This window comes from Halioglobus japonicus (genome assembly GCF_001983995.1).
Classification (GTDB): Bacteria; Pseudomonadota; Gammaproteobacteria; order Pseudomonadales; family Halieaceae; genus Halioglobus; species Halioglobus japonicus.
This window is the reverse complement of the sequence record NZ_CP019450.1, coordinates 3,105,375-3,118,494: the sequence shown is the minus strand read 5'-3', so window position 1 is coordinate 3,118,494 and position 13,120 is coordinate 3,105,375. Positions and strand designations below refer to the sequence as shown.

Below are 13,120 nucleotides of genomic sequence, written 5' to 3'. Positions count from 1 at the left end.
TGCCTCTATTGGGGCGGCGTGTACTGCACCACCCGCTGATCGATGTTGCCGAAAATGCTGTTGCCAGCGTCGTCCAGCATATCGATTTCTACGCGATCACCAAAGCTCATAAAGGGGGTGCTGGGTGAACCATTGGCGATGGTTTCGAGACAGCGCACTTCGGCCAGGCAGCAAGAGCCTGCCTCGCTGCCAACATTTGAGACCGTACCCGAGCCGATGACCGTGCCGGTCATGAGCGCGCGGGATTTCGCGCAGTGCGCGATCAGCGTGGGAAAGTCGAAGGTCATATCCACACCCGCATTCGGTGCGCCAATAAGCTCGCCGTTGAGCGTGGCGCGCAGCGGCAGGTGCAGCTTTGCACCATCCCAGGCATCGCCGAGTTCATCGGGCGTTGCCAGCACCGGCGTGAAGCTGGTCCAGGGTTTTGACTGGTAGAAACCAAACTGTTTGCCCAGCTCCGCCGGGATCAGATTACGTAGTGATACATCGTTGACCAGGCCGATTAATCGGATGTGGTTGCGCGCCAGTTCAGGCGATGTGCCGGCGGGCACGTCGTCGGTAATCACCACGACCTCGGCTTCGAAATCGATGCCCCAGTCTTCGCTCTCGACTTCGATGTCGTCGCGCGGACCGATGAACGCGTCCGAGGCGCCCATGTAGATCAACGGGTCAGTCCAGAAAGATTCGGGTAATTCTGCGCCACGGGCCTTGCGCACCAGCTCCACGTGCGTGACATAGGCGCTGCCATCCGCCCAGTGGTAAGCCCGGGGCAGGGGGCTGCACAGTCTTCCGGGATAAAGTCGAAGGCACCGTTGCAGTTGCCGGCGTTCAGGTCATTGTACAGCGCAACCAATGCCGGTTCTTTCGCTGCCCAGTCGTCCAGGGCTGCTTGCAGGGTGGGCGCGATGGTTTCGGCGCTTACGGCGCGACTCAGGTCGCGGGAAACGACAATCAGTTTGCCGTCGCGGCCGGATTTGAGGCTGGCCAGTTTCATGTTTTGTCTCCGGTAAATTCCTTTTCGTGTAACCACGCAGCATGACGTGGGGCTTTGCGGGTCTGGCTCCACTCTTCCAGCATAGCGGGTGCCACGCGGTTGAGCTCAGCCATTTCCTCGTCAGTACAGGTATTGGCCACGAGTTCCAGGCGGTGGCCGTTGGGATCGCGGAAATAAATGGACTGGAAAATGCCGTGATTGGTGGGGCCAATCACTTCCAGCCCCTCGGCTTCGATCGCAGTCTTGGCCGCGAGCAGGGCTTCCCAGTTTTCTACCTCAAAGGCGATATGCTGGACCCAGTCGGGGTGTTGCCGTCAAAGCCCATATCCGGGGAGTTGGGCAGTTCGAAAAATGCCAGCACGTTGCCCATGCCCGCATCGAGGAAGACATGCATATAGGGATCGGGCGCCTTGGTTGATGGCACCTGATCCTCGGCGATGGCAAGAACAAATCCCATGCCTAGCACGCGCTGGTAAAACTCCACCGTCTCCTTGGCGTCGCGGCAACGATAGGCTACGTGATGTATGCGTTTCAGATTCATGGTCGGCCTCAGGCTGCGTCTTCGTCGGTCTTGAGCGCACCGCGGCGCATCTGGTCGCGTTCCATGGATTCAAACAGGGCCTGGAAGTTACCTTCGCCAAAGCCCTCGTCGCCCTTGCGTTGAATGAACTCAAAGAAAATGGGGCCGATTCGTGTCTCTGAGAAAATCTGCAGCAGCAGGCGCTCATCGCCTTCCTCTGTGGAACCGTCCAGCAGTATGCCGCGGGCTTTGAGCTCATCCACGGGCTCGCTGTGATGGGGCAGGCGCTCGTCGAGCATCTCGTAATAGGTTTCAGGCGGGGCGGTCATAAAGGGCACGCCGTTGGCCTTGAGCTTGTCCCAGCACTCCAGCAGGTTGTCACAGGAGAAGGCGATATGTTGAATACCTTCGCCATTGTATTGCAGCAGGTACTCCTCGATCTGGCCTTCACCGCCGGCCTGGCCTTCTTCATTGAGCGGAATACGGATTTTGCCGTCCGGCGCAGTCATGGCGCGTGAACGCAGGCCTGTGTACTCACCCTTGATGTCGAAGTAACGGATCTCACGGAAGTTGAACAGGTCTTCATAGTACTTGGCCCAGTAGTCCATGCGGCCGCGATACACGTTGTGGGTCAGGTGGTCGATGACTTTAAAGCCACAGCCGATCGGATGACGATCGACGCCTTCGAGATATTCGAAATCGATATCGTAGATGGAAGCACCGTCCTCGTAGCGATCGATCAGGTACAGAATAGCGCCGCCAATGCCCTTGATGGCCGGCAGTTTGAGTTCCATGGGCCCCACGGGTACATCGATAGGCTGTGCACCTTTCTCCAGAGCCCGTTCGTAGGCGGCCTTGGCGTTCTTGACACGGAAGGCCATGCCACAGGCGGAGGGGCCGTGTTCTTCGGCGTAGTAGTAGGCCCAGGACTTGGGCTCGTAGTTGATGATGAAGTTGATATCGCCCTGGCGCCACAGGTCTACATCCTTACTGCGGTGGCTGGCCACATGGGTAAAGCCCATTGATGTAAACACGGGTTCCAGAATGCCGCGCTCTGCAGCGGCGTATTCAACGAATTCGAAGCCGTTCAGGCCCATTGGGTTTTCGAACAGGTCTGCCATGAGATATCACCTGATGTTGTGTTTATGAAAGCGGTTCCAAAATAGTAGTCGCAGGTGGGGGCAGGAATTATTCTATTTGTGTCTATAATAGAGTTTAAATAGATGAAATATTTCTATAAAGAATGAATATCAGGGGGAAATCACCGTGAAACTGGAGCGCCAGGAAAAAGACATCCTCAGGGCACTACAACACGATGGGCGCATGTCCAACGTGGATCTCGCGGAAATGGTGGGCCTGTCAGAGTCGCCGTGCTATCGCCGGGTGCGGGCATTGGAAGAGGCCGGCGTGATTGAGGGCTACGGGGCGAAACTGGATCGGCGCGCTATTGGCCTACAGGTGACGGCATTTGTGCTGGTCACCCTGGAAACCCAGGATGATCGAAAACTGGCCAAATTTCTGTCGGCGGTAGAAGGTGAGGAATACATTGTTGAGGCGCATGCGATGAGTGGCTCTCACGACTTCCTGCTCAAAACCGTGGCCCGCAGCATGGATCATTTTTCCGAATTAGCCATGAACCGGATACTGAAAATACCCGGAGTTAAAAATATTGAAACCAACTTCAGCCTCCGGGCGGTTAAAGAGAGCGCCCCTTTGCCGTTATCATAGGCAGTCAAGCAAACCGACCCTAAAACAATGACTGAGAAAAACGTAAAAGACTTCGCCCAACGTCTGTCCAAGGGCGAAGCGCCTGCCGAACCGACAGAACTGATTCCTGCAGCAACCGTTATTCTGCTCCGCGATGGAGAAGGCGGTATGGAAACCCTGATGTTGCGCAAAAATTCCAAGATTGCCTTTGGCGGTATGTGGGTGTTTCCCGGTGGCCGGATAGATCCGGAGGATGGCGCTGAAGAAGACGCCATAGAGGAGCGTGCCCGTATTGCTGCGGCGCGAGAAGCCATGGAGGAGGCGGCGTTGGATGTGCCCCCCGCCGACATGACCATGATCTCGCACTGGACGCCGCCCCCCATGGGGAATCGCCGCTTTGCGACCTGGTTTTTTGTCACGCCCGCTCCCAGCGGTGAAGTGACCATCGACGACGGCGAGATCAAGGACAGCCAGTGGCTGACCGGCGCACAGGCGCTTGCCCAGCACCGCGCTGGCGAGATTGAGCTGGTCCCGCCGACTTATGTGACCTTGTGTCTGCTCAGCCGCTATAACAGCGTGGCTCAGGCGATGGCAGATTTTGTGCCACTCGAGCCGCGTTATTACCGTACCAAGATCTCCGCCTGTGGCGAGGACCTGGTGTCCATGTGGGAAGGCGATGCTGGCTACGATGCGGGCGAGGCGGACACCCCGGGACCACGCCATCGCCTGACCATGAAGAAAGCGGGTGGGTTTGAATTTGATGAGTCGGGTGTCGAATGAGTGAACTGATCGCGGATTTCCGCAGTGACACCGTGACCCGGCCCTGTGTTGCCATGAAGCAGGCCATGGTTAAGGCCGAGTTGGGTGATGATGTGCTCGGTGATGATCCCACCGTGAAACAACTGGAAGACACTTTGGCCCGGTTGGCTGGCAAAGAGGCGGGTCTGTTTTTACCCACAGGTACCCAGAGTAATCTGGTCGCGCTCATGGCGCACTGCGAGCGCGGCGACGAATATATCGTCGGCCAGGAAGCCCACACCTACAAGTATGAGGGTGGTGGCGCAGCGGTGCTGGGTAGCATTCAGCCGCAGCCGATTGAATTTGAGCCCGATGCCACCCTGGACCTGGCCAAGGTCAGGGCCAAGATCAAAGCGGATGACAGCCATTTTGCCCGTAGCCGTCTGCTGTGCCTGGAAAACACCTGCTCCGGTAAGGTGCTGCCTTTTGATTACCACGCGTCAGCACGTGCGTTTTGCGACGAACACGGTCTCGGCCTGCATCTGGATGGTGCGCGCCTGTTTAATGCCTGCGTTAAGCAGCAGGTCTCACTGGAAGCCATTAGTCGCTATTACGACAGCGTATCGCTGTGTCTTTCCAAAGGTTTGGGAACCCCCGCAGGTTCGGTGTTGGTGGGCAGCGCCGAGGTGGTTGCCGATGCGCGACGTTGGCGCAAGGTGCTCGGCGGTGGCTTGCGCCAGTCCGGCATGCTTGCCGCGGCGGGGTTGTATGCACTGGACAACAGCGTCGAGCGCCTGGCTGAAGATCACGACAATGCCCGGCGTCTGGCGGAGGGTTTGTCGCGTATCGAAGGCATTAGCTGTGATCCCGCGACGGTAGAAACCAATATGGTGTTTGCGGTAATTGAGAACCCCGAACACGCGGATGCGCTCAAGGCACATCTGGAGGCGCGGGGTGTGCTGACCCTCGGCGGGCAAGTGATGCGGCTGGTGACCCACAAGGATATCGATGCAGCCGCTGTTGATGCCAGCCTGGCGTTGTTTGCCAGCTTCAGTGCTTAACGCGTAACAGCGAGAGAGAAATTGAGCACCGCGTTCTGCGGTGCTCTCAATAAGTTAACCCAGACGGCGTTGCAGCGCCCGGCGGCCGAAGCCTGCCAGTGCCGCTGCAACGAGGCCCAGTGCCCACAGGGGCAGGGTGGGAATACCGTAGGGCGCTTCCGGTACCCGGACACGAGCGTGGAAACGCGTTGCTCCTGACGCAACTGGGAAAGCATGGCCTTCAAGCAGTGCGAAACTGCCATCGGGCGTGCGCAGTTCGATGGACGCGGTGTCGGTGAACGTCACGTTGTCCGGGTTCAGGAAATCGAAGCTGTGTAGCCCACCGGTAAAACGGTGTGCAGCTGGATAATCACGTTGCCTTCGATGACGGCATTTTCGGCATCGATGGCCGAATACGGGATCAAGGTGTCGAGGTTGGACATGGAAGAAGGGGTTTTGCCTTCGCGACCGGTCTGGGTCATCGGGCCGGTATAGGCAATGGCCAGGTTGCCGTAAATGACTGAACAGCTGTTGCCGTCCAGTACTGATGCCACTACTTCGATTGAAGCATCGTCAGAAATAGTGAAGTCTAGCGCCGGGCAATTGCTGGCATTGGCTGTGTTCGCATACAGGCTGACCGCAGCTGCAACAGCCGCAAACATTGGATTACGCATTACGCCCCCAGGATGGTCCATTAGTAAATTTCTTATGCTTGCAAAACACCTGATTTTTTAGGTGTTTTATTCGGAACACGTCCCCTATGTCCCTCCGACCCCGCGAGCAGGGAAGGGCGAGCCTTTTTAGGGCTTTTTGCCGGGCGCAACTGTACCAGACTGAGAGCTGGTTCTACTTTTCAGACAGGATAAACGCCGCCCCCTGTTCAGCGATCATGACCGTGGGGGCATTGGTGTTGCCTGAGACGATGGTGGGCATGATGGAAGCATCCACTACCCGCAGCCCGGCAACGCCGTGGACGCGCAGGCGCTCGTCTACCACCGCCATGGGGTCGCGGCCCATTTTGCAGGTGCCTACCGGGTGGAAAATGGTGGTGCCCAGGTCGCCTGCGGCTCTGGCCAGGTCCTCTTCAGTTTCGATGTTGGGGCCAGGTTTCAACTCCTCGGGCGAGAAGGGCTTCATGGCGTCGCTGGCCATGATGCGGCGGGTGAATTTCAGGCCCTCAACGGCCGCCTTACGATCCGCTTCCGTGGACAGGTAGTTGAGTTTGATCTCTGGTGCCGCCTCTGGGTCGGGGCTGCGAATGTGCACATGCCCGCGACTGGTGGGACGCAGGTTGCATACCGATGGCGTGATCGCGTCGAAGGTATGGAGTGGGTCACCAAACTTATCCAGTGACAGCGGCTGTACGTGCCATTCCAGATCCGGCGTGGCGAGATTCGAATCACTCTTGGCAAATGCCCCGAGTTGTGACGGCGGCATGGTGAGAGGGCCAGTGCGAAACAACAGATACTGCAGCCCCATCTTCAGTTTGCCCCACAGCGAGTGGTAGAGCGTGTTCAGGGTTGTGGTGTTACTCACCCTATAGACGGTGCGGATTTGCAGGTGATCCTGAAGGTTTTCACCAACGCCAATCAGTTCCTGGCGGACCTCTATACCGTGCTTTTCCAGCAGGGGACGCGGGCCGATGCCGGAGAGTTGTAGCAATTGCGGAGAGCCGATGGAACCTGCCGCGAGAATGACTTCTTTTCGCGCCTTGAAAATCTGGGCTTCGCCCTTGCCGATGCGCGCTTTTACACCGGTAGCACGCAGCTTATCGTCGCTGGAATCCAGCTCCAGCCCATGCACCATGGCCTGGGTTTTAATGGTGAGATTGGGGCGATCTTTGACAGGGTGCAAAAAGGCATGGGCGGCACTGCAGCGCTGACCTTTGCGCTGGTTCATCTGGAAATAGGCGGTGCCGAAGTTATCGCCGCGATTGTATTCCTCGATTCTGGGAATCCCGGTCTCGGCGGCGGCGTCGCGCCAGGCATCGAGTATGTCCCAGCTGACCCGACGTTCCTCCACGCGCAGCTCACCCTGGTCGCCGTGAAACTCGCTGGCACCATGCTGGTAGCTCTCGGATTGTTTGAATACCGGAAGCACGTCCTTCCAGCCCCAGCCCTGGTTGCCGGCGGCAGCCCATTGGTCGTAGTCGTACTGCTGGCCCCGCATGTAAACCATGGCATTAATGGATGAACAGCCACCCAGCACTTTGCCACGGGCATAGCCCAGGGAGCGGCCGTTGAGGCCGTCATCTGGCTCGGTTTCGAAGCACCAGTCGGTGCGGGGATTGCCGATGGTAAACAGATAGCCCACCGGAATATTGATCCAGAAGTAGTCATCCTTGCCGCCGGCCTCGAGTAGCAGCACCTGCGTTTCAGGATCTGCGCTGAGTCGGTTGGCGAGTACGCAGCCGGCGGTGCCGGCTCCGATGATGATGTAGTCGTATGTCTGGGTCATTGCTAGCCAAATGGCGTTCTAAAATCGGGGGCCTATTCTCCAGCGTCTTTGCAAATCTGGCAATCGGCGCAGCGTGAGTATCGCTCCACGCCGAATTCAGTGAGGGTGATCAGGCAGCCGCCAGTCCCAGCGCTTTGGCTTCTTTCTCCAGCACTGCTTTTACGTGTGGCTGTTCCCTGACACGTGCAATAAGGCCGGCAACGTTGGGCCATTTTTCAGCGTCTACTTCGTAGCCGGCATATCCAGCATTAAAGAAAGGAGAAGCGATACAGAGGTCGGCCATCATAAATTCGCCAAAGACGAAGCCTTCAGCGGGTACAATGCTCTCCAGGTAGTCCAGCACCGGTGGGAGTTTCTTCTCTGTGATTTTGGCGATCAGTTCCTCGTCCGGATCCTGCTTGAACGCCAGTGGACGCATAAAGCGCTGGAAAAAGATGCCTGCTGCCAATTCCGCGACCTGACCACCGCAGAAATCTTCATACCAATGGGCGCGTGCTTTGTCTGCTACATCCTCGGGGTACAGCGGGCGCTCAGGATAGGCGTTCTCCAGATGTTGGCAGATGACCTTGGAATCGCCGATTGTCAGGTCGCCATCAACCAGTGCGGGGATCTTGCCGGTGGGATTGATCTTCAGGTAGTCCTGGTCGCCGGAGAAGGGCATCTGGGCAACGATCTCATAGGGGATGTCTTTGTAGTCCAGGGCGATGAAAACCTTGCGCACAAAGGGTGAGCCGTGCACACCGTAAATCTTGATCATGTGAATTCCTGTTGGATGAAACGCTTGCCAGCAGCGTTGCATATTGGCATGGTGCGTGTCAATTTGGTAAGGCCGGCAGAGTGTGCCAATTGGGTTTTTCGCTCTTCGGTGTTTAGCGTGGCATGCGCCTCGAGCGCTGTGTTTGAACCGGGACGCACTCTGCCGCGTAAGCTTGAGCAACGTGTCTGGTCTTGAGGTTCCACTTCTCGCCGGTGACACGACATTACATTAATTGAACACACAGGAATCCATTATGTCCCTCGATCTGGGTAGTCTGTTTCGCCCTTACACCATTAATTCGCTGGAGTTGCCTAATCGCATTGTGATGGCGCCGATGACCCGTGAATTTTCGCCGGGCGGTGTGCCCGGTGAGGATGTGGCGGCGTATTACCGCCGCCGTGCAGAGGGCGAGGTGGGTTTAATTATCACCGAAGGAACCACGGTGAACGACCCGGTGGCCACCATGGGCAAGCGTATTCCACACTTCCACGGCGAGGCTGCGTTGGCCGGCTGGCAGCACGTGGTGCAAGAGGTACATGCCTCCGGGGGCAAGATCATGCCGCAGTTGTGGCACACCGGTATGGCGCGGAAAGCCGAGGACACGGATAATCCAGAGCTAAGCAGCGCAGGACCCTCGGGGCTCGTGGCGCCTGGCAAGCAGTTAGCCGAACCGATGACCGTCGAGCACATCGAACGGGTGATTGAGGCTTTTGCGGAGGGCGCGGCCGCCGCGCAGCAACTGGGCTTTGACGGTATCGAGATTCACGGCGCGCACGGTTACCTGATCGATCAGTTCTTCTGGGAGGGTACCAATCAGCGCAGTGATGCCTTTGGCGGCAGCTTCGAGAAACGCCTGCGTTTTGCTGAAGAGGTGATCAAGGCGACCCGCGCGGCGACCTCGCCGGGCTTCCCCATCATTTTCCGTTATTCCCAGTGGAAGCAACAGGACTTCGAGGCGAGGTTGTTCGACACACCCGAACGTATGGAGGCTTTCCTGACGCCGCTGGTGAATGCAGGGGTCGATGGCTTTCACTGCTCAACCCGCCGCTACTGGGAGCCTGAATTCGCCGGTAGTGATTTGAACTTGGCAGGATGGACCAAGAACATTACGGGTAAAACTGCAATCACTGTGGGTTCTGTGGGATTGAGCGAAGACTTTATCGGCGCCTTTGTAGGCATGTCTTCCGACAAGAAGTCTATCGATGATCTGGTGGCCCGCCTGGATCGCGACGAATTTGATCTGGTTGCGGTAGGGCGCGCTGTGCTTCAGGACCCCGCGTTTCCGGCCAAGCTCAGGCGTGGCGATTTAGCCCAGATCGACGCCTTTGATGTGGAGTCATTGAAAGTACTGGCGTGAGGGCTGGGATGTGCTCTGTATGTATTGACATATCATGTGCCATATTGATAAATTGAATACTGAATCGAAGTGACGAGAGAGAACCGATGAAAACACGCATTACTGAAATGCTGGGTATTGAAACCCCCATTGTCTGTGGTGGCATGATGCGCGTGGGCACGGCAGACCTGGCTGCCGCTGCTTCCAACGCGGGTGCGCTGGGTGTGATGACTGCGCTGACGCAGCCCACGCCGGAAGGACTCGAGGCAGAGATTGCCCGCTGTTTTTCAATGACCGACAAGCCTTTTGCGGTGAATCTCACCGTGGGTGTAGTCGCCAGTGAAATCAATTACGACGATTATGTGGACGTCATTATTAAGAGTGGTGTCAAGATTGTGGAGACAGCCGGCCGTAGCCCCGAGCCGTTCATGGAGCGCTTCAAGGCAGCTGGTATTAAAGTGATTCACAAGTGTGTGGCAGTGCGCCATGCACTTAAGGCCGAGCGTATCGGCGTTGATGTGGTCAGCATCGACGGCTTTGAGTGTGCCGGTCACCCTGGTGAGCAGGACGTGGGCGGCCTGGTGCTGTTTCCTGCGGCTACCCAGGCGCTGAGCATCCCGGTATTGGCCTCCGGTGGTATCGCCGATGGTCGTGGCCTTGCAGCGGCCCTGGCATTGGGTTGCGAGGGCATTAATATGGGCACCCGATTCCTGGTGACCAAAGAAGCGCCGGTGCATGAGGGCATTAAGCAGAAAGTCGTGGAGATGGATGAGAACCAGACTCGCCTGATTTTCCGCACATACAAGAACACCGCACGGGTGTATCGCAACGGCATCGCTGACGAAGTCGCGGCTATTGAAGCGTCCGGCGCTGATTTTGGTCAGGTGCATCACCTGGTATCCGGGGCCAATCAGGAGAAAGCCTGGAGCACCGGTGATATCGAAGCAGGTATGGTCACTGTGGGTATGTGTGGTGGTCTGATTAACGATATCCCCACCTGTGAGGAACTGGTGCGCAATATCGTGGGTGACGCGGAGCAGATCATTCGTGAACGGTTGGCATCTATCACGGCTGCGTGATGGTATAATTGGCACCCTCTATGCCAGAGTAACCAGGGGATGATCCGGGGGCAATATGTCGAAGACACAGGGAGATGACGTGGTCGACGGACGCAGACTTCGCAGTGAGCGGAGTCGCCTTGCAATTGTTGAGGCGGCTTTGGCCTTGCAGGAGGAGGGGGTGCTCGTCCCCACCGCCCAGCAGGTATCTGATCGGGCGGGAGTCGGTATCCGCTCCTTCTTTCGGCACTTTGAAGATATGGAAACGCTCTTCGAGGTTGCTGACGGCCATATTCGTGACTCTTACGAGGCGCTGTTTCTCGGGGGCGATCGCAACGGCACACTGGACGAGCGTATTGAGCACGCCGTAGAGCGTCACGGTGATGCCTACGAGAGTGTCAGCAATATGGTACTGGGCACCCAGGCCCAACTCTGGCGCTACGAAGCACTGCGAAAAAATTACGCGCGCAATCAGCGTGGTTTGCGCAAGGATCTGGACGATTGGATTCCCGAGCTGAAGTCTGTTCCACGCGACACGCGCGAAGCTGTTGATGCCATTGCATCATTCGAAATGTGGCACCGGCTGAGATATCACCAGGGGCTGAGCAAGAGTAGCAGCATCGCCATCCTCAAGGGTTTGCTTAAAAATCTAATCATCGACGCCTGAGTAAACTCCCCACGAATGCTTTGGGGTACGTATTGCATTGCCACCTAAATCGACATAAATTGTGCCACAATGATGATTGCTTGTAGATTTTCCGGTGAGGCTATCCATCGGAGCTTCGCCAAGCGGAGAAAGCCACTGTGAAGAAAGTATTACTCTCGATTGTTGCTCTGGTCTTCGTGCTGGGCGCGTTCGCGTACCAGAACCAGACCGCGATTATGCTGGCGCTGGTCAAGTACAAGTCTGCCAATGAGTATGAGGTAGGGCCGCCGCGTGAGATTGCCTGGAAGCAGGGTCCGGCGCAGTCAGACACGCCGCTGGTAGATCGTCCCCCAATATTATCCTGATTGTTGCCGACGACCTCGGTTACAACGATATTTCCACCTTTGGCGGCGGTGTTGCAGGTGGCCGTGTGCAAACACCGCATATTGACCAGCTGGCGGCAGAAGGGGCGGTGTTCACTCAGTCATATTCTGGATCGGGTACCTGCGCCGTGTCCCGGGCTATGCTCATGACGGGGCGCTATCCCACCCGTACCGGCTTCGAATTTACGCCGACCCCATCGGGCATGGCGCCCATGGTGGCGCGCATTGCGCAGGAGATGGATCCCGGTAAGCCACCGATGATTTACGATCAGGCCCTGGACGAATCCAAGCCGCCCTACGAAGAACAGGGCTTGCCGCCGGAGGAAGTTACCATTGCTGAAATGCTGCGTGAGCAGGGGTACAACACCTACCACATTGGCAAGTGGCATCTGGGGCGTTCAAATGGCATGGCACCTCATGATCAGGGTTTTGAGCAGAGTCTGCTTATGGCCAGTGGCCTGTACTTGCCAGAGGACGATCCCAATGTGGTTAACGCCAAGCTTGATTTCGATCCGATCGATCAGTTCCTGTGGGCGCGCCTGGTTTATGCGGCCAGCTTCAATACCGGCGACCTCGATCGATTTGAGCCCAGTGGTTACCTGACAGACTACTGGACCGATGAGTCTATCAAGATCATCAATGCCAATAAGCATAGTCCTTTCTTCCTATACCTCGGCCACTGGGGCGTGCACACTCCACTGCAGGCGACGCGCGAAGATTACGAGGCGGTTGGCGACATCGAACCTCATCGTTTGCGCGTGTATGCTGCGATGATTCGCTCTCTGGATCGCAGCGTCGGGCGCATTAATGCCGCCCTCGAAGAGGCCGGTATTGCCGATAACACCATTGTGCTGTTCACCAGCGACAATGGCGGCCCTGGCTATATCGGCCTGCCCGATATCAATCACCCTTTCCGGGGTTGGAAGATCAGCCAGTTTGAAGGCGGGATTCGCGTGCCCCTGTTTGTTAAGTGGCCGGCGCGTATCACCGCGGGTACTGTCTCTGGAGAGCCGGTGGCGCACATCGATATGATGCCAACGCTGGCGGCGGCCGCCGAAGTGCCACACCCTGAGGGTGTTGAGATTGATGGTAAGAGTTTATTGCCGCTGGCGACAGGAGAGGGCGCCGATCAGTGGGACAGGGAAACCCTTTTCTGGCAGAGCGGCCACTATCGTGTCGTGCGCCACGGTGATTGGAAGTTGCAAGTCGCTGCGCGACCCGCCAAGCAGTGGCTGTATAACCTCGCCGATGATCCTACCGAGCAGGTAAACCTCGCGGAGTCAGAGCCGGCCAAGCTGGCTGAGCTCCAGGCGCTGCTCGATGAACACGCTGTAAACGCCCGAGCTCCCCTTTACCCCGCCGTACTGGAATCATCCATCGCCATCGACAAAACCCTTCTAGAGCCCTTCGCCGAAGGCGACGAATACATCTACTGGCCCAACTAAACTGGGGCAGACCACCTGATGGTGGTCTGCCCCCTTGCC

The 13,120-nt window shown here is 57.3% G+C and carries 17 protein-coding genes; 8 read left to right on the top strand and 9 right to left on the bottom strand.

Features of this window, described 5'->3' with window-relative positions:
• Positions 1 to 5 precede the first annotated feature (5 nt).
• Genes BST95_RS14645 through hppD form a run of 5 tightly spaced genes read right to left on the bottom strand, consistent with a single transcriptional unit; the run spans position 6 to position 2,635 of the window.
• Positions 6 to 716 carry a fumarylacetoacetate hydrolase family protein gene (locus tag BST95_RS14645; protein ID WP_240500207.1) on the bottom strand — a complete coding sequence of 237 codons (711 nt, stop codon included), beginning with the start codon at positions 714 to 716 and terminating at the stop codon, positions 6 to 8.
• Positions 662 to 994, bottom strand: a complete 333-nt coding sequence (locus BST95_RS20660) for a hypothetical protein (RefSeq protein WP_240500206.1) — start codon at positions 992 to 994, stop codon at positions 662 to 664. The genes BST95_RS14645 and BST95_RS20660 overlap by 55 nt, the downstream gene beginning before the upstream one ends.
• Positions 991 to 1,230, bottom strand: a complete 240-nt coding sequence (locus BST95_RS21015) for a VOC family protein (protein ID WP_338073425.1) — start codon at positions 1,228 to 1,230, stop codon at positions 991 to 993. Before BST95_RS21015 ends, BST95_RS20660 begins: the two co-directional genes overlap by 4 nt.
• 35 nt (positions 1,231 to 1,265) lie before the next feature.
• Positions 1,266 to 1,535 (bottom strand): VOC family protein, encoded by a 270-nt coding sequence (locus BST95_RS21010; protein ID WP_276205896.1) that lies wholly within the window; start codon positions 1,533 to 1,535, stop codon positions 1,266 to 1,268.
• A gap of 8 nt (positions 1,536 to 1,543) precedes the next feature.
• On the bottom strand, positions 1,544 to 2,635 hold the full coding sequence (hppD, locus tag BST95_RS14635; protein WP_066051549.1) for a 4-hydroxyphenylpyruvate dioxygenase: 1,092 nt from the start codon (positions 2,633 to 2,635) through the stop codon (positions 1,544 to 1,546).
• Positions 2,636 to 2,780: 145 nt separating this feature from the next.
• On the opposite strand from hppD, the gene BST95_RS14630 reads away from it, so the two are divergent.
• From BST95_RS14630 to ltaE, 3 genes are read left to right on the top strand one after another with little or no spacing between them, the layout of a single operon-like run.
• The gene (locus BST95_RS14630; protein WP_084200308.1) at positions 2,781 to 3,242 is read left to right on the top strand and encodes an Lrp/AsnC family transcriptional regulator; all 462 of its coding nucleotides are present in this window, start codon (positions 2,781 to 2,783) and stop codon (positions 3,240 to 3,242) included.
• Positions 3,243 to 3,269: 27 nt separating this feature from the next.
• On the top strand, positions 3,270 to 4,001 hold the full coding sequence (locus BST95_RS14625) for an NUDIX hydrolase (protein WP_084200307.1): 732 nt from the start codon (positions 3,270 to 3,272) through the stop codon (positions 3,999 to 4,001).
• Positions 3,998 to 5,020, top strand: coding sequence for a low-specificity L-threonine aldolase (ltaE, locus tag BST95_RS14620; protein ID WP_084200306.1), 1,023 nt, complete (start codon positions 3,998 to 4,000; stop codon positions 5,018 to 5,020). Before BST95_RS14625 ends, ltaE begins: the two co-directional genes overlap by 4 nt.
• Positions 5,021 to 5,074: 54 nt before the next feature.
• Here the strand turns inward: ltaE and BST95_RS14615 are convergent, their stop codons facing one another.
• The 4 genes from BST95_RS14615 to BST95_RS14600 form a co-directional block, all read right to left on the bottom strand.
• The gene (locus tag BST95_RS14615) at positions 5,075 to 5,305 is read right to left on the bottom strand and encodes an IPTL-CTERM sorting domain-containing protein (protein WP_084200305.1); all 231 of its coding nucleotides are present in this window, start codon (positions 5,303 to 5,305) and stop codon (positions 5,075 to 5,077) included.
• Positions 5,306 to 5,316: 11 nt separating this feature from the next.
• A complete protein-coding gene (locus BST95_RS14610) occupies positions 5,317 to 5,673 on the bottom strand; it encodes a hypothetical protein (protein WP_146004156.1) in 357 nt (118 codons plus the stop codon).
• 172 nt (positions 5,674 to 5,845) lie between these two features.
• The gene (locus tag BST95_RS14605) at positions 5,846 to 7,456 is read right to left on the bottom strand and encodes a GMC family oxidoreductase (protein WP_084200303.1); all 1,611 of its coding nucleotides are present in this window, start codon (positions 7,454 to 7,456) and stop codon (positions 5,846 to 5,848) included.
• Between the two features lie 109 nt (positions 7,457 to 7,565).
• Complete coding sequence (locus BST95_RS14600) at positions 7,566 to 8,213, bottom strand: glutathione S-transferase family protein (protein WP_084200302.1); 648 nt, start codon at positions 8,211 to 8,213, stop codon at positions 7,566 to 7,568.
• Between the two features lie 253 nt (positions 8,214 to 8,466).
• Here BST95_RS14600 and BST95_RS14595 point away from each other — a divergent pair, with 253 nt between their 5' ends.
• From BST95_RS14595 to BST95_RS14580, 5 genes are all read left to right on the top strand, one after another.
• A complete protein-coding gene (locus tag BST95_RS14595; protein ID WP_084200301.1) occupies positions 8,467 to 9,570 on the top strand; it encodes an NADH:flavin oxidoreductase in 1,104 nt (367 codons plus the stop codon).
• Positions 9,571 to 9,656: 86 nt separating this feature from the next.
• Positions 9,657 to 10,628, top strand: a complete 972-nt coding sequence (locus BST95_RS14590) for an NAD(P)H-dependent flavin oxidoreductase (protein ID WP_066051523.1) — start codon at positions 9,657 to 9,659, stop codon at positions 10,626 to 10,628.
• Between the two features lie 55 nt (positions 10,629 to 10,683).
• Positions 10,684 to 11,274 (top strand): TetR/AcrR family transcriptional regulator, encoded by a 591-nt coding sequence (locus tag BST95_RS14585; RefSeq protein ID WP_084200300.1) that lies wholly within the window; start codon positions 10,684 to 10,686, stop codon positions 11,272 to 11,274.
• A gap of 137 nt (positions 11,275 to 11,411) precedes the next feature.
• Positions 11,412 to 11,618 (top strand): hypothetical protein, encoded by a 207-nt coding sequence (locus BST95_RS20655; RefSeq protein WP_240500205.1) that lies wholly within the window; start codon positions 11,412 to 11,414, stop codon positions 11,616 to 11,618.
• Entirely contained in the window at positions 11,555 to 13,081 is a 1,527-nt protein-coding gene (locus BST95_RS14580; RefSeq protein ID WP_338073424.1) for a sulfatase, read from the top strand. Before BST95_RS20655 ends, BST95_RS14580 begins: the two co-directional genes overlap by 64 nt.
• The last annotated feature ends 39 nt before the right edge of the window (positions 13,082 to 13,120 follow it).